This is a genomic window from Dactylosporangium sp. CS-033363 (genome assembly GCF_050942475.1).
In the GTDB taxonomy this organism is placed as follows: Bacteria; Actinomycetota; Actinomycetes; order Mycobacteriales; family Micromonosporaceae; genus Dactylosporangium.
On sequence record NZ_CP192032.1, the window covers coordinates 6,576,149 to 6,598,627 of the forward strand.

Consider the following 22,479-nt stretch of genomic DNA (forward strand, 5'->3'; position numbering starts at 1 on the left):
CGCGGGGACCAAGGCCGTGAGGACGTGTCAGGCCACGGGTGGCAGCCACGGGTCGAGCAGGGAGGGGTCGGCGACGGCCGACTCGACCCGCCGGCGTTCGTCCGGGGTCAGGGTGAGGTCGCGGAGTTGGGCACCCACAGCCGGTACCACATCCGGCTCCTCCAAAGCGGTCGCCAGTTCGAGCATCGACGCCAATGCCAGCCCCCGCTCGACGGCCGGTGCCGTGTCACCGTGGCGGCGCAGGCCGGACTTCAGGGCCCGGAACGCGGCGCGGTCGTCGTTCTTGAACTCGCGCAGGATTCGGGCGTTGTCCAGCACGCGGGCGAGGCCCGGCAACCGCTTCGAGCCGCCGTACTCCAGGTCCGGCTCGTCGCGCTGGATGAAGATGATCTGGTTGCCGGACGGGTCCATGACGGTGAAGCGCGAGGCCCCCGCGCGGTAGCGGGTGATGCGGGGCAGGCCCTTGGCGAGCACCTTGCCGTACGTGGCGCGCATCGCCGCGACGAACGCCGCGTGGTACGGCGCGACGGCGTCGACCATCACCAGGCAGCCGCCCGTGTTCTCCTCGGCCGCCCGCACCCAGCCGGCCGCGCGGCCGTAGTGCAGCTGGAATCCGCGGAGCTCGAACGCGAGGTACAGGTAAGGCTTCTGCTGCTCGTAGGTGACCGCGAAGCCCAGCGCGCGCCAGAAGGCGAGGGTCTCGTCCGGCGCGACGCAGGGCAGCAGCGGCACGGTGGTCTCGTTGGGCGGGACGCTGAGATCAAGCATGCGTGCTCCCGGGTGTGTCGCGGAGGGCGTCGCCCAGGGGGACCAGGCCGTGCTGGAGGCCGAAGATCGCCGCCTGGGTGCGGTCCTGCAGGCCGAGTTTCATGAGGATGTTCGACACATGTGACTTCACCGTCTGCTCGCCGAGCGACAGCGCCCGGGCGACCTCGCGGTTCGAGCGGCCCCGGGAGAGCTCCATGAGCACGTCGCGCTCGCGGGCCGAGAGCCGCTCCAGCGGGCCCTCGCGGTCCTGCGCGCGCCAGCGGTGCACGAGCGCGGCGGCGACCTCCGGGGTGAGCACGCTCCCGCCGGAGGCCGCGGCCCGCACCGCCTCGGTCACCCGGTCGGCCGGCGTGGTCTTCGGCAGATACGACAGGGCGCCGGCGCGCATCGCCTCGATCGCCCGGTCCTCGTCGGCGTACGACGTCAGGACGATCACCGCCGGCCGGTGCTCGTCGCCGCGCAGCGCGTGCAGCACGCCGAGCCCGTCCAGCCCGGGCATGGCCAGGTCGAGCAGGACCACGTCCGGGCGCAGCCGGCGGATCTCGGCCAGGGCGGCCGCGCCGTCGCCGGCCTCGCCGACCACCTCGACGCCGTCCTCCTGGCCCAGCATGAAGCGCAGGCCCTGGCGGACCACCTCGTGGTCGTCGACGACCAGCACCGTGACCATGCCGCTCAGCCTAGCCACTGCGGGTCCGCCGGGAGGGTCACGCGAACGGTGGTTCCCTGCCCGGGCGCGCTGTCTATCTCCATCGTGCCGCCGGCCTCGCGCAGCCGTTCCCGCATGAGGTCGAGGCCCATCCCGTGCCGGCCGCCCGCCTCGCGCGGATCGAAGCCCAGGCCGTCGTCGCGCACGGTCACCACGACCCGGTCGCCGTCGGCCGCCAGCCGCACCGCGATCGATGCGGGCTCGCCGTGGCGGACGGCGTTGCCGACGGCCTCCTGGACCACCCGCAGTACCGCGTGCTCGATGGACGCGTCCAGCTCGACCGGGGCCAGGTCGGCGGTGACCGGGATGCCGAGCCGCACCTCGTAGGCCCGGCACAGCTCGTCCAGCGCCGCCGCGAGCCCGGCGTCCTCCAGCTGGATCGGCCGCAGCTCCAGCAGCAGCGCGCGCATCTCGCGCATGGTGCGGGCCAGCGAGCGCTCCATCGACTCGGCCTGCTGCCGCAGCGCCGACCCCGGGCTGAGCGCCTTGCGCAGGCCGGCCGCGACCAGGCTGACCGAGAACAGGTCCTGCGAGATCGAGTCGTGCAGCTCCCGCGCGATCCGGCCGCGTTCGGCCCGGCGGGCCTCGGCTCCGGCCGCGGCGCGCTGCTCGGCCACGGCCGCCTCGAGCCGCTCCGCCATGGTGTTGAACGAGCGCTCCAGCCGGGCCACCTCGTCCTCGCCGGACACCGGCAGGCGCACCCGCAGGTCGCCGCCGGCCATCGCGGCCGTACCGTCCGACAGCCCCCGAATCCGCCGGATCAGCCGGCCGGTGCTCAGCAGCCCGAACAGCGCCCCGACCGGCACGAGCAGCAGCAGCGCCCCGGCGCCGGGCAGCACCACCGAGCGGATCGCCGACCCGCCGCCGGCCGGGGCGGGCGCGGGGCGCTGGGTGAGGTCGAGCTCGACGTACGCGATGCCGGCCACGCCCTGCTCGGCCTGGATCGGCTCGGCGGCCCACGCGAACGTCCGGCGCTGCTCCGCGATCCGCCCGTCCGTGGGTCCGCCGGCCCGGGCCGCCGCCGGCAGCGCGCCACCGGGGCGGAACACGCCGGCGGGCGCGGCCGCGACGACCCGGCCGTCCGCGTCGGCGACCACCTGCACCGGGTCGTCGCCGGGCACGGCATCCCGCGCGTGCACCGCGAACGCGTCCGTGGCGACCCCGGCCGTCAGCGCATCGCCGGTCACGCTGATCCGCTTGCCGACCGCGGCCGCCAGATCATGCGCCAACCGCTGCACGGTCACCTGCTTCAACTGCAGTTCCGCTTGTACCGCACGATCCTGCGCCACCCCCGCCGCCCGATCGGCCGCCCGGACCCGCGGCACGATCACGGCGAGCAGCACCGCCTCGACGAGCAGGACGGCGGCGGCGGACACGAGCACGTACGAGACGGCCATCCGCGGGCGCAGGCCGAGTCGCGAGAGCATCCTCACCTGCCGCAGGGTACCGATGCGGGCACCCCTCGAAGGTGGGTGCGGGAGGCCCGACTTTGGGGGATGCGCGGCCACACCCCGCGTCGGCATCGTGAGGCCATGGCGATCCTCGAACTGCGGGGCGTGCGCAAGACCTACCCGGGTGAGCCGCCGGTCGAGTCCGTGCGCGGCGTCGACCTGACCGTCGGGCCGGGCGACCTGCTGGCCATCTCCGGCGCCTCCGGATCGGGGAAGTCGACCCTGCTCAACCTGATGGCGACGCTGGACCGGCCGACGGCGGGCTCGGTGCTCATCGACGGCCGGCCGGTCGAGGGACTCACCGACCGGCGGCTCGCCGGGGTCCGGGCGCACCGGGTCGGCGTGGTGTTCCAGCAGTTCCTCCTGCTGGAGTCGCTCGACGCGGTCGACAACGTGGCCACCGGCCTGCTCTACCGCGGCGTGCCGGCCGGGCAGCGGCGCGCGCTGGCCGAGGCGGCGCTGCGGCGGGTCGGCCTCGGGCACCGCATCCGCCATCGGGTCACCAAGCTGTCCGGCGGGGAGCGCCAGCGGGTCGCGATCGCGCGGGCGGTGGTCGGCCGCCCGGCGATCGTGTTCGCCGACGAGCCGACGGGCAACCTCGACTCGGCCACGAGCCGCGACATCATGACCCTGCTGGCCGAGCTGAACGACGACGGCACCGCGATGGTCATCATCACGCACGAGGCCGCGGTCGCCGACGCGTGCCGGCGCCGGGTCGTGATGCGCGACGGCCGGCTGGTCGACCACGGGCGGCGGCCTTGAACCGCGCCGCGAAGGTCGCGGCCGGCGTCGGGCTGCTCGGCGTGGCCGGGCTGCTGGCGTTCGAGCGGCTGCCCCATCCGCCGGGACAACCCGCTCCGGCACCGGTGCGCACCACGACCGCCGAGGTCACCCGCGCGACCGTCGCCGAGCGCCAGTTCGTCAACGGCTCGCTCGGCTACGCCGGCTCGCTCGTCGTGTCCGGCGCCGTTGCCGGCACCCTGACCTGGCTGCCGCCGATCGGCACCGTCGTGCGGGCCGGCGAGGCCGCCTACGAGGTCGACGGCCGGCGCGTGACCCTGCTCTACGGCGACCGTCCCGCGTGGCGCGACCTCGCCCTCGGGATGTCCGACGGCGCCGACGTCGAGCAGCTCGAACGCAACCTGCGCGACCTGGGCTTCGGCGCCGGGCTGACGGTGGACCAGACGTTCACCGGCGCCACCGCCGCCGCCGTCCGGCGCTGGCAGCAGGCGACCCGTACGGCGGTGACGGGCGCGCTGCCGCTGGGGGCGGTCACGTTCACGCCCGGCGCGATCCGGGTCAGCGGCCGCGACCTCGAGCCCGGCGCCCGCGTCGAGCCGGGCGTGCCGGTCGAGCACGCGACCGGCACCGAGCCAGCGGTCACCGTCAACGCCTCGACGCAGCAGCTCGCCTGGATCAAGGCCGGCGACCCCGTCGTGGTGACGCTGCCGGACGCGACCAACCGGCCCGGCCGGGTCGCCGCGATCGGCGCCACGACCCCCGGCGACGGCGCGGCGCCGAGCACGGTGGCCGTCACCATCCGCCTCGACGGCGCGGCGAGCGGGTTCGTCGACCAGGCGGGCGTGCAGGTCTGGGTCGTCCGGGCCACCCATCCGGACGTGCTGACGGTACCGATCACCGCCCTGAACGCCGCCGGCGCCGGCCGGTACGAGGTCATCGTGGGCGACGGCACGGGCACGCGGCGGGTGCCGGTGCGCACCGGGCTGTTCGACGACCTCGCCGGCACCGTCGAGATCACCGGGCTGCTCGAGGGGCAACAGGTGCAGGTTCCCCGTGACGCCTGAGCCGCGCAGCACGCTGTCCGTCCGGGATCTGCTGCCGACGGCGTCGCTCGGCCTGCGGGCCCGGCGGATGCGCGCGCTGCTGTCCGGCCTGGGCATCGCGATCGGGATCGCCTCGCTCGTCGCCATGCTCGGCGTCACCAGGTCCAGCCAGGGCGCGCTGCTGGCCCAGCTCGACCGGCTCGGCACCAACCTGCTCACCGTGGTCAACGGCACCGACGCGGCCGGCGGCGAGCAGCTGCTGCCGGACACCGCGACCGCCATGATCGGCCAGGTGCCGCACGTCCAGGCGGTGGCGCCGACGGCGAAACTGCCCGGCACCAACGTGTACCGCAACGACCGGGTCAAGGCCGCGCGCTCCGGCGGGCGCTCGGTGCGGGCCGCCGACGCCACCCTGCTCACCACGCTGGACGGCGCGCTGCTGGCCGGGCGGTTCCTCGGCGACGACGACGCCCCGGTGACCGTCCTCGGGTACGACGCCGCGACGACGCTCGGCATCACCGGCGCCACCGGCTCCGACCGCGTGTGGCTCGGCGGGCACTGGTACACGGTGGTCGGCATCCTCCAGCCGTTCCCGTACGCCCCGGAGCTCGACCAGTCCGCGCTCGTCTCGTTCGGCTCGGCCGGGCACCTGCTCGGGTACGACGGCCATCCGAGTCGCATCTACGTGCGGGCGCAGACGGAGTACACCGCGGAGGTGGCCGGTCTGCTCGCGCCCGCGGCCAACCCCGAGCACCCGTCGGAGGTGTCGGTGAGCCGCCCGTCGGACGCCCTCACCGCCCAGCTGCGGGTGCGGCGGTCCGGGGCCGTCCTGATGCTGGGCCTGGGCGCGATCGCCCTGCTCGTCGGCGCGATCGGCATCGCCAACGTGATGGTGATCGCCGTGCTGGAGCGGCGTACCGAGATCGGCCTGCGCCGGGCCCTCGGCGCCGCCCGCGCCCACGTCGCGGCCCAGTTCCTGACCGAGTCGCTGCTGCTGGCCACGCTGGGCGGGGTCGCGGGCATCGCGGTCGGCGCGGCGGTCACCGCGGGCATGGCGATGTCGCGCGGCTGGACGGTCCTGATCCCGCCCGAGGCGCTCTACGGCGGCCTGCTGGTATCGGTGGTGGCCGGTGCCGCGGCGGGCCTCTATCCGGCGCTGCGGGCCGCGCACCTGCCGCCGACGGAGGCGCTCCGCACCGCCTGAGCTCCCCCAAATGGTGGCCGCCCGGCCCGCTCCTTCGGGGGTCGCGATCGCGGCCCCGGACGGCGACCGTCGAAGCATGCGAATCGGAATGCTCGTCATCGTCGCGCTGCTGGCCGGCTGCGGAGCCGGCCGGCCCGCCCCGGACTCGGCCCGCGAACCGTGGGCCGCCGCCGCGCAATGCATGCGCGCCAACGGTTTCCCCGATTTCCCCGACCCGGTCGAGCGGGACGGCCAGTGGGGCTTCCCCGCGTCGGTCAACGGCCTGGTGAAGCAGCCGGCCGCGGAGTGCCAGGAGCAGTTCGCCCGGATCGGCGCCATCCCGGCCCGCACCCAGCGCCCGGTCGGCGTCGACGAGATGGCCAAACTGCGCGCGTGGGCCGCGTGCGTGCGCACCAACGGCCTGCCGGACTGGCCCGACCCGGACAGCGACGGCACCTTCCGCCCCGCCACGGCCCCGACGGACGACGACCCGGCCTGGCGGCGCGCCGACGAGGCCTGCCGGCACCTGGAGCCCGGCCCGATCCAGGTCGACCCGGGCCCCGGCGCCCGCGCCACCAAGGCCGCGGGCTGACCGGACCGAGCTACTTGCCGGTGCGGGTGTGCTGGGTGAAGGTCTTGAGGTCGGAGCTGACGTCGTAGAAGACCTTCGCCCCGTCCTTCGTGCCGAGCACGTCGTAGGAACCGTCCGGGTCCTTGCGCACGCCCGTCACCGACACCGACGAGTCCTTGGCCTTCATCGCCGCCGTCACCTTCGCCAGCTCGTCACCCGTCACCGCGGTGTCGTTGGACCCGCCCCTGCCACCGCCGCCGCCGTGGCCGCCCTTGCCGCCGCCGGCGTTGAGGGTGAACGTCTTCAGGTCGGCGCTCACGTCGTAGAAGACCTTGGCGCCGTCCTTCGTGCCGAGGACGTCGTACGAGCCGTCCGGGTCCTTGCGGACCGCCGTCACCGACACCGACGAGTCCTTCGCCTGCATCGCCGCCGTCACCTTCGCCAGCTCGTCGCCCGTCACCGCGGTGTCGTTCGCGCCGCCACCGCCGCGGCCGCCGTCGTGCGGGCCGGTGCTGGACGAGGCGCTCGGCGAGGGCGCCGTCGTCTCGGCGCTGGCCAGCTGGGCGGCGCCGAACACCATGATGCCGGTCGCCGTCAGGCCCGCCGCCGCGAAGCCGATGCGCTTGATGTGCTTGCTCGACACGTGTCTTCGCTCCCATCCCCCGCGCAGGCCGCTTTACCTGCGCTTTCGTGATTTCCAGACTCGGTGGCGAAGCTGGGTGAAGGCTGCCAAGGACCTGCCGTGGAGCTGGCACCGGCGATTCTTAGCCGGCTCTTATGCGTCGGTGAGCGGCAGGCGCAGCCGCAGCAGGGCGCCGCCGGCCGGGGACTCCTCGACGGTCAGGGTGCCGCCGTGGGCGGTGGCGATGTCGCGGGCGATCGGCAGGCCGAGCCCCGTGCCGCCGCCGGCGCGGGAGCGGTCCTCGTCGAGGCGGACGAAGCGGTCGAAGACGCGGACGCGATCCTCGGCGGCGATGCCCGGGCCGTCGTCGGCAACCACGATCTCCGCGGTACCGCCCTGAGCCTCCAGCGTCACCTCCACCGTGTTCTTCGCGTAGCGGGCCGCGTTGTCCACGAGGTTGCGCAGCACGCGCTGCAGGTGGTGCGGGTCGCCGCTCACCCGCACCGGGGCCGTCCGCGCGGTCACCTTCAGGCCGGGGTGGTCGGCGGCCAGGCGCTCGCGCTCCAGGTACACGAGGTCGTCCAGGTCGACGTCCTCGTGCCGCAGCTGCAGGCCCTTCTCGTCGACCCGGGCGAGCAGCAGCAGGTCGGCGATGAGGCGGGCCATGCGGTCGCTCTCGCGGCGCATCCGCACCACGTGCGGGCCGTCGCCGAGCAGGTCCAGGCCGGTCAGGACGGTCGACAGCGGGCTGCGCAGCTCGTGCGAGGCGTCGGCGACGAACCGGCGCTGGGCCGCCGTGGCCGCCTCGATGCGGTCCAGCATGCCGTTCATGGTGTTCGCCAGTGCGGCGATCTCGTCGGCGGTCGGCGGTACCGGCAGCCGCGCATGCAGATTCCGCCCGCTGATCGTCTCCGCCTGGCGGCGCATCGCGTCGACCGGCCGCAGCGAGCGCCCCACGAACAGGAACGTCGCCACCCCCACGATCACCGTGAGCAGCGGCAGCCCGACGGCGAGGGCGCCGACCGCCGCCTCGGTCCCGTCGTTGATCTCGTCGAGGGACTGGCCGACCAGCACCGTGCGGGGCCCGGCCGCGGTCGACACGCCGAGCGCGGTGATCCGGAAGTACTCGTCGTGCGGCGCCGCCAGCCGCCGCTGCTCCCGCCGGGTCTCCCCCGCCGCCGGGCGCAGCGGCGAGATCGGCTGGGCCCCGGTGAGCAGCGTCGAGGAGCGCAGGACCGTGCCGTCCGCGCCGAGCACCTGCACCACCGTCCGGTCGCGCAGCGACGGCTGGATCACCGCCGTCAGCGCCTCCTCGTCGCCCAGCGCCCCGGCGATCTGGGCCGCGCGGTCGCCGGCGCTCTGGTCCACGTTCCCGGTCAGGATGAGCCGCGCGGCGATGACGAACGCGACGCCGGTGAGCACCGAGGCGATGGCCACCACCGCGGACGCGGCCAGCGCGGAGCGCATCCGCACCCCGAGCCGCTGCCGTATCCGCTCCGCGTATCTCCGCACGCACCGAACGCTACGGCCGGGAACCTGAACGGGGCCTGAGTTTCAAGGTGTTCTCAGGATCGGGCCGCCAGCATGGCGCCCCATGCACCAGTTGACCTATCCGGAGGCGATCGTCGTCGGCCTCCTGCAGGGCGTCACCGAGCTGTTCCCGGTGTCGAGCCTGGGCCACAGCGTCCTGCTCCCGGCGCTCCTCGGCGGCCGCTGGGCCCGCGACCTGAGCGTGTCCGCGCCCGAGTCGCCCTACCTCGCCTTCGTGGTCGGCCTGCACGTGGCCACCGCGCTGGCGCTGCTGGTGTTCTTCTGGCGGGACTGGGTGCGGATTCTGGGCGGGTTCGCGTCGTCGGTGCGGTACCGGCGGATCGTGACCCCGGAAGAGCGCCTGGCGTGGATGATCGTCGTGGCCACCATCCCCGTCGGCATCACCGGTCTCCTGCTGGAACACACGTTCCGCACCGTCCTGGGCCGGCCGGTGCCCGCGGCGGTCTTCCTCACCCTCAACGGGCTCGTCCTGCTCGGTGCCGAGCGCCTGCGCCGCCGGGCCCCCGTCCAGGACCGCACGGCGGGCGACCCCGACGAGCGCCTGGCGTCCGGGACGTTCTCCCGCGCGCTGCAGATCGGCTCCGCCCAGGTCCTGGCCCTGCTGCCGGGCATCAGCCGCTCGGGCGCCACGATGGGCGCCGGCCTGCTCAAGGGCCTGTCCCACGAGGACGCGGCCCGGTTCTCGTTCCTGCTCGCCACCCCGGTCATCCTCGCCGCCGGCGTGCTGAAGCTCCCGGACCTGTTCGGCCCGCTCGGCGCCGGTATCCACGGCCAGGTCCTCGCGGGCAGCGTGGCCTCGTTCGCCGCCGCCTACCTCGCGGTGCGCTTCCTGACCCGGTACTTCGAGCACCGCACCCTGACCCCGTTCGCCTGGTACTGCATCGGCGCGGGCCTGCTGAGCCTGGGCTGGCTGACCTTGCGCTGAGCCGGTTCCCAGGTTGTTCACAACGGGCGCGCACGTTCGGACCGTACCCACGATGCATGAAGCGTTTGAGGTTCCCGAAGAGCCGCATCGGCCGCGCGTTCGTCGCCGGCGTCACCGCGCTCGTGCTCGCGGCCGGCGGCGGGTCGGCGTGGGCCCTCGACCGGTACGTCGTCGACCATGTGCAGATCGCCGACGTCGACGCGTACGAGGCCGCGCAGGACGGCGGCGGGGCCGGCAGCCCCGGTGACGGTACCGTCGTGGGCTCCACCTACACCTCCTCCGACGCCACCGTCACGGTGTCGAAGCACACGACCGGCAGCGGCGCGGCGACCGTCACCTATTTCGTGGCCGATGTCATGCTCGGCGACGCGACCCGGCTGCGCTCGGCGTTCGCGGACAACGCGTTCGGCGCCAACATCGTCGAGAACACCTCCGCCATCGCGGCCGGCAACGGCGCCGTGTTCGCGATCAACGGCGACTACTACGGGTTCCGTGACACCGGCATCGAAATCCGGGACGGCGTCATCTATCGCGACGCCGGGGCGCGGCAGGGGCTCGCGTTCTATCGGGACGGGCATGTCGAGGTGTACGACGAGACGGCCACCACCGCCCGGCAACTGCTCGCCGACGGGGTGTGGAACACGCTGTCGTTCGGGCCCGCCGTGCTGGTGGACGGCGCGATACCCGACGGGATCGACGACGTGGAGGTCGACACCAACTTCGGCAACCACTCGATCCAGGGCGCCCAGCCGCGCACCGCCGTCGGGGTCGTCGACGCCAACCACCTGATCTTCGTCGTCGTCGACGGCCGCAGTCCCGGGTACAGCGCCGGCGTCACGATGACCGGCCTCGCCCAGCTGATGCAGCAGCTGGGCGCGAAGACCGCCTACAACATCGACGGCGGCGGGTCGTCCACGATGGTCTTCGACGGCGAGGTGGTGAACAACCCGCTGGGCAAGGGCACCGAGCGGGGCACCTCCGACATCCTGTACATCGAGCGGTGACGCCGTGCTCGCGCTGATCCCGGCCTACGAGCCGGACCACCGCCTCGTCGAGCTGCTCGCCGACCTGCGCTCCGCCGCCCCCGGCGCCCCGCTCGTCGTGGTGGACGACGGCAGCGGCCCGGCCTACCGGCGGGTGTTCGCGGCCGCGCGGATCCTGGGCTGCACGGTGCTCACCCATCCGGTCAACAAGGGCAAGGGCGAAGCGCTCAAAACCGGTTTCCGGTACGCCACGAGCCTCCATCCCGGCCGCGCGGTCGTGTGCGCCGACGCCGACGGGCAGCACCGGCCCGACGACATCCTGGCCGTCGCGAACATGGTCGAACGAACCGGGCGGACGGTGCTCGGGGTGCGCCGGTTCACCGGCCGGGTGCCCGCGCGCAGCCGGATCGGCAATGCGCTCACCAGCGCGCTGTTCACGTCGCTCACCGGCCGCCGGGTCGGCGACACCCAGACCGGCCTGCGCGGGTACCCGCCGGCCCTGCTCCCCTGGCTGCTGGCGGTGCCCGGTGCGCGGTTCGAGTACGAGATGCGCGCGCTGCTCTTCGCGGTTCGGTGCGGACATCCGGTCGAACAGGTGCCGATCGAAACGGTCTATGTGCGCGACAACGCCGGCTCGCACTTCCGTCCGCTCGCCGACTCGATGCGCGTCTACGGCCCGCTCGTGCGCTTCGCGTTCACCGGTGGGCGACAGGTGGTTCCCAGGCGGCCCACAGCTCGATCCATCTAGATGAACAGAACGTGAACCGCAGCCGAAGGACTAACCGTGGACAAACTCTTGATCATCGGCGTCGACCTGGTCGCCATCGCCGTGCTGACGTTCGGGGTCTACTTCCCGCGCCACCACCGCCGCGACCTGGTGGCCGCGTTCCTCGGCATCAACGTGGGCGTGCTGGCCACGGCCATGGTGCTCGGCTCGACCTCGGTCGGCGCGGGGCTCGGGCTCGGGCTGTTCGGGGTGCTGTCGATCATCCGGCTGCGCTCCAGCGAGATCGCGCAGCACGAGATCGCGTACTACTTCGCGGCGCTCGCGCTGGGGCTGCTGGCCGGGCTCAACGGCGGCGTCGACGGGGTCACCGCCGGGCTGATGGCGCTGGTCGTGGCGGCGCTGTTCGTGGGCGACCACCCGGCGCTGTTCGGCCGGTACCGCCAGCAGACCATGCTGCTCGACCAGGCCCTCACCGACGAGGCGGCGCTGCGCAAGCGGGTCGAGGCGGACCTCGGCGGCCGGGTGCTGCACGTGACCGTCCGCCACATCGACACGGTGAACGACACGACCCTCGTCGATGTTCGGTTCCGCGCGGGTGTGGCGTGAGCGTCCTGGCGCCGATCTGCCTGGAGGAGCTGCAGGCGCGGGCGGCGCTCACCACGCGGGTCGACCGCAAGTACGTGCTCGCCGAGGACGCCCTGCCGGGCCTGCTGGAGCGGCTGCCGGCCGACACCCGGGTGCTGCAGATCGGCGGGCGGCAGCGGTTCGGGTACCACTCCGTCTACCTCGACACGCCCCGGCTGGACGCGTACCTGGGCGCCGCGCACCGCCGGCGGCACCGGTTCAAGGTCCGGGTCCGCACCTACCTCGACTCCGGCGACCGGTTCACGGAGGTGAAGACCCCCGGACCGCGCGGCGTGACGGTCAAGCACCGCACGCCGTACGCCGGGGGCGACGAGGTCGGCCGGTTCGTGCACGCGACGATCGGCCGCGGGGTGGTGCTGACGCCGGCCCTGACCACCTGGTACGAGCGGGTCACGCTCTTCCTGCCGGCGTCCGCGAGCCGGGTCACCATCGACACCGGGCTCACCTTCGCGCTGCCCGGCGGCGGGACGCTCGCCCTGCCCGGACGGTCCATTGTGGAGACGAAGTCCGCGCACGGGGCCGGCGAGGTGGACCGGCTGCTGTGGCGGCTGGGGCACCGGCCGTGCGCGATGTCGAAGTACGGCACCGGGCTCGCCGCGCTGCGCCCCGACCTGCCCGCCAACCGCTGGCTGCCGGTGCTGCGCCGGCACTTCCCCGATCAGGAGTCCCGATGAAGCAGCAGTTCCTCGCCGTTGTCCTGTCCGCCGTCCTGCTGGCCGGCTGCACCTCGAAGCCGGCGTCGACCACGACGTCCTCGACGGCCTCCGCGGCGGCGTCCACTGTGGACGTGCAACAGGACGCGGCGGCGGTACGGGCGGCCAACTCGAACGCCGACGCCGCCACCTTGAGCACGGCCGGCGCCAAGACGATCACCGCCACCCAGGGCACCGTCACCATCAGCGAGGCCGGCACCTACCGGCTCACCGGGACCATCGACGGCCAGGTCGTCGTCGACGCGGGTGACGCCGACGTCACGCTTTTACTTGACAACGTCACCATCACCAGCACGACCAGCGCCGCGATCGCCGTCACGGCCGCCGGCGAGGTCGCGGTCGTGCTCGCCGACGGCAGCACGAACACGCTGTCCGACACGAGCAGCTACGCCGAGGACGCGGACGTCAACGCCGCCCTGTACAGCGCGGCCGACCTCACCATCGGCGGCACCGGCACGCTCGTGGTGCACGGCAACGGCAACGACGGCATCACGGGCAAGGACGACCTGACCATCACCGGCGGTACCATCGAGGTGACCGCGGCCGACGACGGCATTCGCGGCAAGGATGCCCTGGTCGTCACCGGCGGCGCGATCACCGTCACGGCGGGCGGGGACGGGCTCACGGCCGACAACGACGAGAAGGCCGATGCGGGATATGTCGACCTTCGCGGCGGTACCGTCGGCATCACCGCCGGCGGCGACGGCGTGTCCGCGGCCACGGACCTCGTCGTGACCGGCGGGACGGTGACGGTCGACGCCGGCAGCAGCAATGCGGACACCTCCAAGAAGGGCCTGAAGTCCGGCGTCGTCACGGTCCTCGAGGGCGGGACGATCACCGTCACCGCGACCGACGACGCCGTGCACAGCGACGGGGCCGTCCACCTGCACGGCGCCGCGCTCACCCTGTCGGCCGGCGACGACGGCGTGCACGCCGAGAATGCGCTGCTGATCGACGCCGGCACGGTCCACGTCACCCGCTCCTACGAGGGCATCGAGTCGGCCGACATCACCGTCAGCGGCGGCGACACCACGATCGTCTCCAGCGACGACGGCCTCAACGCCTCGGGCAACGCGACCACGGACACGGCCGGCCAGAACCAGGGCGGCGGGCGCGGCGGCGGCGAGCAGGTCGGGCCGTACAAGGCGACCATCACCGGCGGCACGCTGACCATCGACGCGGAGGGCGACGGCTTCGACTCCAACGGCACCGCCGAGATCACCGGCGGCACGGTCGTCGTCAACGGCCCGACCCGCAGCGGCAACGGCGCGCTGGACGTGAACGGCTCGTTCACCATCAGCGGCGGCGAACTGGTCGCGACCGGCAGCGCGGGGATGGCCGTGGCCCCGGCGACCGACTCGGCCCAGGGCTGGCTGTCGGCCACCTTCAGCGGCACCGTCGCCGCCGGCACCGCGATCCGCATCACGGCCGCGGACGGCACCGAGATCGCGACCGTGACGACCACGAAGGCGATCCAGAACCTCGTCTACTCGAGCGCGAAGATCACGAGCGGGACGCAGTACACGGTCACGGCCGGCTCCTCGACCTCCGCGGTCACCGCGGGACAGGCCCCGGCCGGAGGCGGCGGCTTCGGTGGCGGGCGTCGTTAGGGCACGAGGCCGGACAGGCGTTGCGCGGTGGCGAAGTCGGGCGTGAGGCGGTTCTTCGTCACCGCGAACGACGTCCCGGTGGCGGGATCGGCGAAGGCGTAGCTGCCCCCGCCGCCGGGCCAGCCGAACGCGGTCGGCGCCTCCTCCGCCGGGGCGCCGATCCGGCCGAGCGGATAGCCCAGGGCCAGTCGCGCGGGATTGCCGAAGACCGCGTCGGTACCCTCGAACGCCACCCGGGACAGCTCCGCCAACCGGTCCGCGGTGACGAGCCGGCCGTCGAGCATCGCCGCGTACACCGTCGCGAGGCCCCGCGCGGTGAACGTGCCCACCGACGGGATGTCGGCCCGCAGGAAGCCGGGGTCGTTGCCCAGCGCCGCGCTGGGCCGCCACTCCCAGGACTGCGGCGGCGGTACCGCCCCGGCGTCCTCCAGCCGCGCGAGGCGGTTCAGGTCGCCCGCGGGCACGCCGAAGTACACCTCGCCGGCGATCCCGAGCGGCTCGGCGATCCACTCGTGCAGCAGCCGCCGCATCGGTTGCCCGGTGACCCGGCGCGCGATCTCGCCGACGAGGAAGCCGAAGGTGTAGGAGTGATAGCCGGTACGAGAGCCGGGTTGCCACTGTGGTTCCGCACCGGCGATCGCCGCGCAGACCCGCGGCCAGTCGGCCAGGTCGGCCGGCCCCGGTCCGCCGGGCAGCGCGGGCACGCCGGCCGTGTGGGTCAGCACGTGGCGCAGGGTCGCGGTCTCCTTCCCCCGCGCCCCGAACTCCGGCCAGACCTCCGCCACCGGCGTGTCGTACCCGAGCAGGCCCCTGCCGACCAGCAGATGGGCGATCGCCGACGTGACGCCCTTGGCCGCGGAGAAGCTGAAGAACAACGTCTCCGGGGCCGCGCCGCCGGCCACGACGTCGACGACCCGGCTGCCCCGGTGGTGGACGGCGACCTGCAGGCCCGTCTCGGCCCCGGAGGCCACCAGCTCGTCGGCGGCCTCCTGGACCCGCTGCTGGAGGGTCATGACCCAGCTATAGCACCTCACAGGTCGCGCAGCACGGTGAGCGCCGGACGCCGCCCCGCGACCACCGTCGCCGCCCCGGCCGCGGCCAGGCAGGCCACGCTCAGTCCCAGCCCGGCGAGCAGGTACGGCCAGGGCAGGGTCAGCCGGTCCGGCGGCGGGTCGAACACCCCGGTCAGCAGGGCGGCGAGCATCCGCGACAGCGCCGCCCCCAGCAGCGCCCCGAACAGCAGCCCGCACGCACCCACCACCGCGACCTCGGCCCACACGAGCCCGGCCAGCTGCCGGGGCCGCGCGCCCAGCGCGGTCGCCAGCGCGAACGTCCGGCGGCGTTCGGCGAAGCCGAGCACCAGCAGCAGCCCCGCGGTCGCCGCGATGAGCGCGAGGGCGAACCCGAGCTCGACGTTCGCGAGGGCCGACAGGTCCACCGCCGACAGGCTCGACCCGACGATCCGGCGGGCCGAGTCGATGTCGGTGACCTGGGTGCCGGGGCCGAGCCGGGCCTGCAGGCGGGTGGCGACGTCGGCCGGGCGGGCGCCGGCGGCCGCGGTGACCAGCAGGGTGTTCGGGGCGTCGCCGGTCTGCTGGGCGAGGTAGCCCGCGTTGGCGACGAGGAAGCTGTCGGTCGGGGCGGTCGGGAACTCCTTGACGACGCCCGCGTAGTGGAACTGGACCGCGACCGGCCGGCCGCCGTGCGCGCCGGGCAGCCGCAGCTTCAGCGTGTCGCCGGGGCTGAGCTGGAAGTCCTTGACCGTCTCGGCGCTGACGAGCACCGCGTCGGGGCTCTGGGCGAGCCGGTCGAGCAGCTGCGGGGCGGTGCCGCCGGTGAAGTACGAGTCCTGGAGCGCGACGTGCCGGCCGATGGTGCGGGCGTCGATGCCGTACATGTCCTGCAGGTCGGAGCCGACGTAGGCGAACCGGTGGACCATCGGCTCGGCCGCCGCCACCCCGGGGACGCCGTCCGCGGCGTTCGCGGCGACGCCGTCCGGCCGGGTGACGGTGACGTCCGCGCCGTTGGTGAGCTGCGCGTCGACGCCGGCCTGGTGGCGGTACGTCGCCGCGAACACCGCCGTGGAGGCCGCGAAGGCGCCGGCCAGGGCGATGAACACGATGGTGCGGGCGGCCTGCCGGTGCCCTCGGGCCAGCGTGGCGGCCGCGGTCCCGGAGAGCGTTCCCGCGAGGGGCCGCAGCAGGCGGGCGGTGAGCCGGCGGCCCGGCACCAGCAGCAGGTACGCGAGCCGCCAGGCCAGCAGCCCGCCGCCCGCCCACAGCAGCGCCGGGGCGGCCAGCGCCCAGTAGTCGACGGAGATCTGCGGCACCCCCTCGGGCGCCAGGACCAGCTGGTAGCCGCCCCGGCTCGCGGCCAGCACGATCGTCGCGGCGCCGGCCAGCAGCAGGAGGTCGAGGCCGGCGCGCATCCAGGCCGGGGCCCGGCGGTCGCGGCCGGTCGGGCGGCGCGCGGTGGCGACGCTGGTCCGGGACAGGTCGCGCCAGGTCGGCAGCACGACGGTCAGCACCGCGACGAGCAGGCCCGCACCGGCCGCACCGGCCGACCAGGCGGTGAGCGCCCGCGCGGTGGCGGCCAGGCCCAGCGCGGCGCCGGCGACGCCCACCACGGCGGCCTCGGCGACCGCCAGCCGCAGCACCTGCCGGGCGGTGGCCCCGCGGGCGCGCAGCAGCGCCTGTTCGCGGCGGCGGCGGGCGGCGCCGGCCGCGGTCACCGCGGCGGTCAGCAGCGCGGCGACCACCGCGCCCGGGAGGCCGAGGAACAGGAACAGCAGGTCGGCGTAGCGGGCGTCGGCGCGCGCGGCGGCCAGGGTGGCGCCGAGGTTGTCGCCGACCAGGCCGGCCCCGGCGAGGTCGGCCTCGAGGTGGTGGGCGGCGGCCGTGACCGCCGTGTACGCCTCCGCCGGGTCGGGCGGCAGGTCGTGGGCGATCCGGCTGTGCAGCTGGGTGCGCACCAGGTCGGGCCGGGCCGCCGCGAGCGGGTCGAACAGCGCGTGCCAGCGGCCGGCCGGCAGCAGCAGGACGTTGTCCGGCGGGGCCTGCGGCTGGGCGCCGGCCGGCGCGCCGACGGCCTGGAAGAGCGAGTCGATGGCCGGCAGGTCCACGACGCCGTCGACGGTGACGGTGGCGTCGGGCAGGCCGGGACGCTGCACGGCGATCTGGCTGCCGGGCGCGGCGTGCAGGTTGGCCGCGGTCTGCTGGGCCACCAGCACGCCCGTGCCGGCCCCGGCGAGCGTGCGCAGCTCGCCGGGGAACGCGGTGGCGTACCCGTCCGGCAGGCCGAGCACCCGGGCCGCGCCCGTGGACTGCGCGGTGCCGCCGGCCGCCGAGGTCAGGGCCGGGCTGGTCGCGTAGCCGACGGGCAGGACGGTGTCGAGCCCGGGCGCGGCCCGCACGGCGGCCTCGACGGCGGCGGGGTCGGCGCCCGGCTGCACCTCGACCTGCCAGTCGACCGCGACCCGGGCGATGGCCCGCTGGGTCATCGTGGCCCGGGCGTTGCCGAGGAACACGCCGAGCGTGGCGATGAGCGCCACCGCGATCGCGATGCCGCCCGCGGTCGCGGCCAGGCGCGGGGCCCGGTGCCGGACCATCCCGCGGATCCACGTGGTCATCACGGGTGCTCCACCTCCCGGAGGCTGCCGTTGTCCATCACCCAGCGCTGCGGGAACCGGTCGGCGACGCGGGCGTCGTGGGTCGCCACGACCAGCCCGGCGTCCAGCTCGTCGGCCGCGTCCAGCAGCAGCGCCACCACCTGGTCGCGGTGGTCGGCGTCGAGCTGCCCGGTCGGCTCGTCGGCCAGGATGAGCCGCGGCGAGCCGGCCAGCACCCGGGCGACGGCGACCCGCTGGGCCTGGCCGCCGGACAGCTCCTCGGGCAGCTGCGCCGCGAGGTCGGCGACGCCGGCCCGGCGCAGGGCCGCCGCGGCGCGCACCCCGGCCTCGGCCGGGCGGATGCCCGCCAGCAGCAGCGGCAGCGCGACGTTCTCGGCGACGTCGAGGGGCGCGAGCAGGCTCGGGCCCTGGAAGACGACCCCGACCTCGCCGCGGTCCGGCCGGCGGATGACGCCGGTGGTGGGCTCGTCGAGGCCGGCGAGCAGATGCAGCAGCGTCGACTTGCCCGATCCGGAGCGGCCCATCAGCGCGATGCGGTCGGCCGGGCGGACGACGCAGTCGACCGAGTGCAGCGCGACGACCGCGGACGGGCCGGCGCCGTACGTCCGGCTCACGCCCACGCACCGCGCGAGTTCGTCAGTCACCGCGGACCCGCCCGTCGACCAGCTCGATGCGGCGCTCGGCGACGGCGGCGACCGCCGGGCTGTGCGAGACCACGAGGACGGCCACGCCGGTGTCGGCGCGCTCGCGCAGCAGCTCCAGGACGCGCAGCTCGGTGGTGTCGTCGAGCTCGCCGGTCGGCTCGTCGGCCAGGACCACGGCGGGTTCGGCGGCCAGGGCGACGGCGAGCCCGGCCCGGGCGGTCTCGCCGCCCGACAGCCGGCCCGCGGGCACGCCGGCCCGGTCCGCCAGCCCGAGCTCGCCGAGCAGCCGGTCGCGGAAGGGCCGGTCGACCCGGCCCGCCAGGTGCTGCACGAGGTCGACGTTCCCGGCGACGGTCAGGTGCGGCAGCAGGTTCTCCGACTGGAACAGCATGCCGATGCTGCGCGCCCGCAGCGCGGCCCGCTCCCGTTCGGGGCGGTGGCTCAGCCGGACGTCGCCGACGCGGACCTGGCCGCCGTCCGGCTCGTCGAGCCCGGCGAGGCAGGCCAGCAGCGTCGACTTGCCGGAGCCGGACGGGCCGACGACCGCGACCAGTTCCCCCGCGAAGACCCGGATGCTCACCCCGCGCAGCGCCAGGGTCTCCTCGTCGCCGGCGCGGTAGAAGCGGTACAGCTCGACGGCCTCGATCGCGGCGGTCACGACAGCCACGTGAACGAGTCGGTCACGGTGCGCCAGGGGTCCACGTTGTCGGCCCCGACCGGCCCGCTGAGGGTCACCGTCGCCTCGGTGCCGCCCTTCCAGAACGCGTACCGCTCGACCTCGTTGGGCACGACCTTGCCCGTCACCGGGTCGGGGGCGCTGTCGGCGCGGTACACCAGCAGTACCGCGGAACCGGCTTTTCGCTGCACCGTCTCGGCCCGCTCCGGCGAAACGCCGGGCACCGCCGCCTTCGCGGCGTCGACGGTCGGCGCGGCGGCCGCGGGCGCGGTCTGCACCCGGATCGCGTTGAGCTTGTCGGTGAACGTGACCACGGCGCCCGACTCGCTGCGCTGCCAGCCCTCCGGGACCTTGATCTGGTACTTCCCGTCCGCGGCCGTGAACGCCACGAACGCCGTGTTGTCGGGGATGTCGCCCGCGGGGCTGGTGTCCGGGCCCGAGCCGGAACTGCCGCAGCCGGCCAGGGCGGCACTCAGGGCGGCGGTCGCGACGAGCAGGTGTGCACGCATGCCCCGGGACGCTACGAGCAGGCGGGTTAGCGCCGGCTCCGCTGCGCGTTAAGCCTGCGCTTACCTTCGGCGGGCCAGGATCGGGGCCGTGACGACCTTGCGGGCCCGGATCCGGGCGTCGATCGTCGGCGTGGCCGCCGGTGCGGTCGCGCTGTTCGCCCTGCCGCTGGGCTACGCGCTGGCCGCCGGCTACGACAGCGAGGCGGTGATCGCCCTGCAACGGGACGCGGCACGGGTCGCGGCGACCGTGTCCGATTCCTTCGGTACCGACGGCAGCACCGTCGAGCTCCCGCCCGACCTGCCCGCGTCGGTGACGGTCGGCGTGTACCGGGTCGACGGCGTCCGCCTCGCCCACGGCGGCCCGGAGCGTTCCCTGGTCGCCGCCGCGGCCGCCGACGCGCACCTGCACCACGCGATCGAGGACGGCCAGCTGGCGGTCGTGGCCCCGGTGCCGTCCGACGGCGGGGTCACGCTCGCCGTGCGGGCCGCCGAGCCGTACCGCATCGTGCAGTGGCGCACCGTGCGCGCCTGGGGCCTGATGGCGGCGTCCGGCCTGCTGGTGGTCGGCCTCGCGGCCCTGCTGGCCCGGCGGCAGGCGGCCCGCATCGCCCGCCCGCTGCAGGAGCTCACCGCCAGCGCCCGGGCCCTGGGCGACGGCGACTTCACCATCCGCGCCGCGCCCTCCGACCTCGAGGAGGCCGACGCGGCCGGGCGGGCGCTCGAGGCGACCGCCCGCCGGCTCGGCACCGTGCTGGACCGCGAGCGGGCGTTCTCGGCCGACGTGTCGCACCAGCTCCGCACGCCGCTGACGGCGCTGCTGCTGGCCCTGGAGTCGGCGCTGCGCGACCCGCGGGCCAACCGGGACCGGCTGCGGGCGGCGGCCCAGAGCGCCCTGCGCCGGGCCGAGCAGCTGCACGAGACCGTCGAGGAACTGTTCGACCTGGCCCGCGACACGCACGTCAGCGCCGAGCCGCTCGACGTCGCGGGCCTGCTGACCGGCGTCCGGGAGCGCTGGCACGGCGAGTTCGCGGCCCGCGGCCGCCGGCTGGACCTGCCGGACCCGCCGCCGCTGCCGCCGGTGCACGCGAGCAACGCCGCCGTCCGCCAGATCCTCGACGTCCTGCTCACCAACGCGCTGCGGCACGGCGCCGGCACGGCCACCGTCGCCGTGGCCGACCTCGCCGCCGGCGTGTCGATCGAGGTCGGCGACGAGGGACCGGGCTTCGGCGGCGACCCGGAGCGCGCGTTCGCCCGCCGCGTCGGCGGCATCGGCCTGTCGCTGGCCCGCAGCCTGGCCGAGGCCGAGGGGGGCAGGCTGGTCGTGCGCCGCGCGGCCCCGCGCCCGGTCTTCAGCCTGCTGCTGGCGGCGGCGGAGCCGTCTCGTACCGATAGCCCCGGCCCCGGACCGTCGTGATCCGGGCCGGGTCCTCGCCGGCCTCGGCCAGCTTGCGGCGCAGGACGCTGACGTGCACGTCGAGCGTCTTCGTCGGGCCGAACCAGTGCTCGTCCCACACCTGTGCCATGAGGTCCTCGCGGGTGACGACCTCGCCGGCCCGGGCCGCGAGCACGGCGAGCAGGTCGAACTCCTTCGGCCGCAGCGCCAGTTCCCGCCCGCCGACGCCCGCCCGCCGCGCGGCGACGTCGAGGGTGAGCCGCCCGACCGCGACGGCGGTGCCGCCCGGGTGCGCGGGCTGCCGCCGCAGATGGGCCCGCAGCCGGGCGAGGAGCTCGGTGAGCCGGAACGGTTTGGTCAGGTAGTCGTCGGCCCCGGCGTCCAGCGCGACGACCACGTCGAGCTCGGCCGTGCGCGCGGTGAGCACCACGATGACCGCCCCGGCCGCCTGTGCGCGCAGCCGCCGGCACACCGTGACCCCGTCGAGGTCCGGCAGCCCGAGATCCAGCAGGATCAGGTCAAAGGCCTGCTCCGGTACCGCCTGCAGCGCCTCGGACCCGCTGACCGCCAGCGTCGCCCGGTAGCCGCCGGCTCCCAGTGCCTGCACCAGTTCCTGGCCGATGTCGGCGTCGTCCTCCACCACCAGCACCGCCGGGCCGCTCACCCGCCGATCGTAGCGCCACCCGGACCGGCCGGAGCCTCCGTGTCCGCGTACACGAGGCCGTCGCGGACTTCGACGTGCCGGTCGGCGTACCCGGCCACGTGCCGGTCGTGGGTGACGAGCAGCACGGTGACGCCGTCCTCCCGGGCCAGCCCGACGAGCAGGTCCATCACGGCCTGACCTGTGTGCGCGTCCAGCGACCCGGTGGGCTCGTCGGCGAACAGCACCCGGGGCCGGATCGCCAGGGCCCGCGCGACGGCGACCCGCTGCGCCTGCCCGCCGGACAGCTCGCCCGCCCGGCGCCCGCCGAGCCCGCCCAGCCCGAGCCGCCGCAGCCAGCCCGCCGCGGCCGCGAACGCCTCGGCCCGCGGGACCCGGTTCAGCAGCAGCGGCAGGGCGACGTTGTCGGCGACGGTCAGCTCGGGCACCAGCTGCCCGGCCTGGAACACGAACCCGAACGCCGTGCGCCGCAGGGTGGTCCGGCCCGGCTCGCGCACGGTGTCGAGCCGGCGACCGGCGTAGCGGACCTCGCCCCGGTCGGGGATGAGGATGCCGGACAGGCAGAGCAGCAACGTGGACTTGCCGGAACCGCTGGGACCGGTCACGGCCAGGATCTCGCCGGCCGCCACTGCGACGTTCGCGCCGCGCAGGGCCGGGGCCGGGCCGTACGACCGGGCGACGTCACGGGCCTCGATCACGCTCATGCCCGGACGCTATGCGCGCGAGGCG

The 22,479-nt window shown here is 75.1% G+C and carries 23 protein-coding genes; 11 read left to right on the plus strand and 12 right to left on the minus strand.

What is annotated here, in order from left to right; translation table 11 throughout:
* Positions 1 to 27 precede the first annotated feature (27 nt).
* The 3 genes from ACQPZ4_RS30380 to ACQPZ4_RS30390 are packed head-to-tail and all read right to left on the minus strand — an operon-like array spanning position 28 to position 2,901.
* Complete coding sequence (locus tag ACQPZ4_RS30380; protein ID WP_433042797.1) at positions 28 to 768, minus strand: glyoxalase; 741 nt, start codon at positions 766 to 768, stop codon at positions 28 to 30.
* Positions 761 to 1,435, minus strand: a complete 675-nt coding sequence (locus ACQPZ4_RS30385) for a response regulator (protein ID WP_433042800.1) — start codon at positions 1,433 to 1,435, stop codon at positions 761 to 763. Before ACQPZ4_RS30385 ends, ACQPZ4_RS30380 begins: the two co-directional genes overlap by 8 nt.
* Positions 1,436 to 1,440: 5 nt before the next feature.
* On the minus strand, positions 1,441 to 2,901 hold the full coding sequence (locus ACQPZ4_RS30390) for an ATP-binding protein (protein ID WP_433066723.1): 1,461 nt from the start codon (positions 2,899 to 2,901) through the stop codon (positions 1,441 to 1,443).
* A 105-nt stretch (positions 2,902 to 3,006) separates the two neighbouring features.
* Between ACQPZ4_RS30390 and ACQPZ4_RS30395 the strand changes: the two genes are divergently transcribed.
* From ACQPZ4_RS30395 to ACQPZ4_RS30410, 4 genes are all read left to right on the plus strand, one after another.
* Positions 3,007 to 3,687 (plus strand): ABC transporter ATP-binding protein, encoded by a 681-nt coding sequence (locus ACQPZ4_RS30395; RefSeq protein WP_433042803.1) that lies wholly within the window; start codon positions 3,007 to 3,009, stop codon positions 3,685 to 3,687.
* Positions 3,684 to 4,730, plus strand: a complete 1,047-nt coding sequence (locus ACQPZ4_RS30400; RefSeq protein ID WP_433042806.1) for a peptidoglycan-binding protein — start codon at positions 3,684 to 3,686, stop codon at positions 4,728 to 4,730. Before ACQPZ4_RS30395 ends, ACQPZ4_RS30400 begins: the two co-directional genes overlap by 4 nt.
* Positions 4,720 to 5,913, plus strand: coding sequence for an ABC transporter permease (locus ACQPZ4_RS30405; protein ID WP_433042809.1), 1,194 nt, complete (start codon positions 4,720 to 4,722; stop codon positions 5,911 to 5,913). The genes ACQPZ4_RS30400 and ACQPZ4_RS30405 overlap by 11 nt, the downstream gene beginning before the upstream one ends.
* A 76-nt stretch (positions 5,914 to 5,989) precedes the next feature.
* Positions 5,990 to 6,484 carry a hypothetical protein gene (locus ACQPZ4_RS30410; RefSeq protein WP_433042812.1) on the plus strand — a complete coding sequence of 165 codons (495 nt, stop codon included), beginning with the start codon at positions 5,990 to 5,992 and terminating at the stop codon, positions 6,482 to 6,484.
* 10 nt (positions 6,485 to 6,494) lie between these two features.
* Here ACQPZ4_RS30410 and ACQPZ4_RS30415 read toward each other — a convergent pair whose 3' ends face one another.
* Positions 6,495 to 7,106, minus strand: a complete 612-nt coding sequence (locus ACQPZ4_RS30415; RefSeq protein ID WP_433042815.1) for a hypothetical protein — start codon at positions 7,104 to 7,106, stop codon at positions 6,495 to 6,497.
* Between the two features lie 132 nt (positions 7,107 to 7,238).
* Positions 7,239 to 8,597, minus strand: a complete 1,359-nt coding sequence (locus ACQPZ4_RS30420; protein WP_433042818.1) for a sensor histidine kinase — start codon at positions 8,595 to 8,597, stop codon at positions 7,239 to 7,241.
* Positions 8,598 to 8,679: 82 nt separating this feature from the next.
* Here ACQPZ4_RS30420 and ACQPZ4_RS30425 point away from each other — a divergent pair, with 82 nt between their 5' ends.
* Genes ACQPZ4_RS30425 through ACQPZ4_RS30450 form a run of 6 tightly spaced genes read left to right on the plus strand, consistent with a single transcriptional unit; the run spans position 8,680 to position 14,239 of the window.
* Complete coding sequence (locus ACQPZ4_RS30425; protein WP_433042821.1) at positions 8,680 to 9,561, plus strand: undecaprenyl-diphosphate phosphatase; 882 nt, start codon at positions 8,680 to 8,682, stop codon at positions 9,559 to 9,561.
* A gap of 56 nt (positions 9,562 to 9,617) precedes the next feature.
* Positions 9,618 to 10,565 carry a phosphodiester glycosidase family protein gene (locus ACQPZ4_RS30430; RefSeq protein WP_433042824.1) on the plus strand — a complete coding sequence of 316 codons (948 nt, stop codon included), beginning with the start codon at positions 9,618 to 9,620 and terminating at the stop codon, positions 10,563 to 10,565.
* Between the two features lie 4 nt (positions 10,566 to 10,569).
* Positions 10,570 to 11,292 (plus strand): glycosyltransferase family 2 protein, encoded by a 723-nt coding sequence (locus ACQPZ4_RS30435; RefSeq protein WP_433042827.1) that lies wholly within the window; start codon positions 10,570 to 10,572, stop codon positions 11,290 to 11,292.
* Between the two features lie 36 nt (positions 11,293 to 11,328).
* Positions 11,329 to 11,877: a DUF4956 domain-containing protein gene (locus ACQPZ4_RS30440; protein WP_433042830.1), complete on the plus strand. Its 549-nt coding sequence runs from the start codon at positions 11,329 to 11,331 to the stop codon at positions 11,875 to 11,877.
* A complete protein-coding gene (locus ACQPZ4_RS30445; protein ID WP_433042833.1) occupies positions 11,874 to 12,590 on the plus strand; it encodes a polyphosphate polymerase domain-containing protein in 717 nt (238 codons plus the stop codon). The genes ACQPZ4_RS30440 and ACQPZ4_RS30445 overlap by 4 nt, the downstream gene beginning before the upstream one ends.
* Complete coding sequence (locus ACQPZ4_RS30450) at positions 12,587 to 14,239, plus strand: carbohydrate-binding domain-containing protein (protein ID WP_433042836.1); 1,653 nt, start codon at positions 12,587 to 12,589, stop codon at positions 14,237 to 14,239. The genes ACQPZ4_RS30445 and ACQPZ4_RS30450 overlap by 4 nt, the downstream gene beginning before the upstream one ends.
* On the opposite strand, the gene ACQPZ4_RS30455 is transcribed toward ACQPZ4_RS30450, so the two are convergent.
* Genes ACQPZ4_RS30455 through ACQPZ4_RS30475 form a run of 5 tightly spaced genes read right to left on the minus strand, consistent with a single transcriptional unit; the run spans position 14,236 to position 19,696 of the window.
* On the minus strand, positions 14,236 to 15,252 hold the full coding sequence (locus tag ACQPZ4_RS30455; RefSeq protein ID WP_433042839.1) for a serine hydrolase domain-containing protein: 1,017 nt from the start codon (positions 15,250 to 15,252) through the stop codon (positions 14,236 to 14,238). The genes ACQPZ4_RS30450 and ACQPZ4_RS30455 overlap by 4 nt on opposite strands.
* 17 nt (positions 15,253 to 15,269) lie before the next feature.
* Positions 15,270 to 17,867, minus strand: a complete 2,598-nt coding sequence (locus ACQPZ4_RS30460; RefSeq protein ID WP_433042842.1) for an ABC transporter permease — start codon at positions 17,865 to 17,867, stop codon at positions 15,270 to 15,272.
* Complete coding sequence (locus ACQPZ4_RS30465) at positions 17,867 to 18,511, minus strand: ABC transporter ATP-binding protein (RefSeq protein ID WP_433042845.1); 645 nt, start codon at positions 18,509 to 18,511, stop codon at positions 17,867 to 17,869. Before ACQPZ4_RS30465 ends, ACQPZ4_RS30460 begins: the two co-directional genes overlap by 1 nt.
* Entirely contained in the window at positions 18,504 to 19,178 is a 675-nt protein-coding gene (locus ACQPZ4_RS30470; RefSeq protein WP_433042848.1) for an ABC transporter ATP-binding protein, read from the minus strand. The genes ACQPZ4_RS30465 and ACQPZ4_RS30470 overlap by 8 nt, the downstream gene beginning before the upstream one ends.
* Positions 19,166 to 19,696 (minus strand): hypothetical protein, encoded by a 531-nt coding sequence (locus tag ACQPZ4_RS30475; RefSeq protein WP_433042851.1) that lies wholly within the window; start codon positions 19,694 to 19,696, stop codon positions 19,166 to 19,168. The genes ACQPZ4_RS30470 and ACQPZ4_RS30475 overlap by 13 nt, the downstream gene beginning before the upstream one ends.
* An 88-nt stretch (positions 19,697 to 19,784) precedes the next feature.
* On the opposite strand from ACQPZ4_RS30475, the gene ACQPZ4_RS30480 reads away from it, so the two are divergent.
* Entirely contained in the window at positions 19,785 to 21,110 is a 1,326-nt protein-coding gene (locus tag ACQPZ4_RS30480) for a sensor histidine kinase (protein WP_433042853.1), read from the plus strand.
* Here ACQPZ4_RS30480 and ACQPZ4_RS30485 read toward each other — a convergent pair.
* Together ACQPZ4_RS30485 and ACQPZ4_RS30490 are read right to left on the minus strand one after the other, a co-directional pair.
* Entirely contained in the window at positions 21,046 to 21,753 is a 708-nt protein-coding gene (locus tag ACQPZ4_RS30485) for a response regulator transcription factor (RefSeq protein WP_433042856.1), read from the minus strand. The two genes, ACQPZ4_RS30480 and ACQPZ4_RS30485, sit on opposite strands and share 65 nt — an antisense overlap.
* Complete coding sequence (locus tag ACQPZ4_RS30490) at positions 21,750 to 22,454, minus strand: ABC transporter ATP-binding protein (RefSeq protein ID WP_433042859.1); 705 nt, start codon at positions 22,452 to 22,454, stop codon at positions 21,750 to 21,752. Before ACQPZ4_RS30490 ends, ACQPZ4_RS30485 begins: the two co-directional genes overlap by 4 nt.
* Between the last annotated feature and the right edge of the window lie 25 nt (positions 22,455 to 22,479).

Excerpts from the sequence above, each read along its gene's own strand:
- ACQPZ4_RS30380 (WP_433042797.1), bottom strand. The coding sequence starts at position 768 with ATGCTTGATCTCAGCGTCCCGCCCAACGAGACCACCGTGCCGCTGCTG.
- ACQPZ4_RS30385 (WP_433042800.1), bottom strand. The coding sequence starts at position 1,435 with ATGGTCACGGTGCTGGTCGTCGACGACCACGAGGTGGTCCGCCAGGGC.
- ACQPZ4_RS30390 (WP_433066723.1), bottom strand. The coding sequence starts at position 2,901 with ATGCTCTCGCGACTCGGCCTGCGCCCGCGGATGGCCGTCTCGTACGTG.
- ACQPZ4_RS30395 (WP_433042803.1), top strand. The coding sequence starts at position 3,007 with ATGGCGATCCTCGAACTGCGGGGCGTGCGCAAGACCTACCCGGGTGAG.
- ACQPZ4_RS30410 (WP_433042812.1), top strand. The coding sequence starts at position 5,990 with ATGCGAATCGGAATGCTCGTCATCGTCGCGCTGCTGGCCGGCTGCGGA.
- ACQPZ4_RS30425 (WP_433042821.1), top strand. The coding sequence starts at position 8,680 with ATGCACCAGTTGACCTATCCGGAGGCGATCGTCGTCGGCCTCCTGCAG.
- ACQPZ4_RS30430 (WP_433042824.1), top strand. The coding sequence starts at position 9,618 with ATGAAGCGTTTGAGGTTCCCGAAGAGCCGCATCGGCCGCGCGTTCGTC.
- ACQPZ4_RS30450 (WP_433042836.1), top strand. The coding sequence starts at position 12,587 with ATGAAGCAGCAGTTCCTCGCCGTTGTCCTGTCCGCCGTCCTGCTGGCC.
- ACQPZ4_RS30455 (WP_433042839.1), bottom strand. The coding sequence starts at position 15,252 with ATGACCCTCCAGCAGCGGGTCCAGGAGGCCGCCGACGAGCTGGTGGCC.
- ACQPZ4_RS30460 (WP_433042842.1), bottom strand. The coding sequence starts at position 17,867 with ATGACCACGTGGATCCGCGGGATGGTCCGGCACCGGGCCCCGCGCCTG.
- ACQPZ4_RS30475 (WP_433042851.1), bottom strand. The coding sequence starts at position 19,696 with ATGCGTGCACACCTGCTCGTCGCGACCGCCGCCCTGAGTGCCGCCCTG.
- ACQPZ4_RS30490 (WP_433042859.1), bottom strand. The coding sequence starts at position 22,454 with ATGAGCGTGATCGAGGCCCGTGACGTCGCCCGGTCGTACGGCCCGGCC.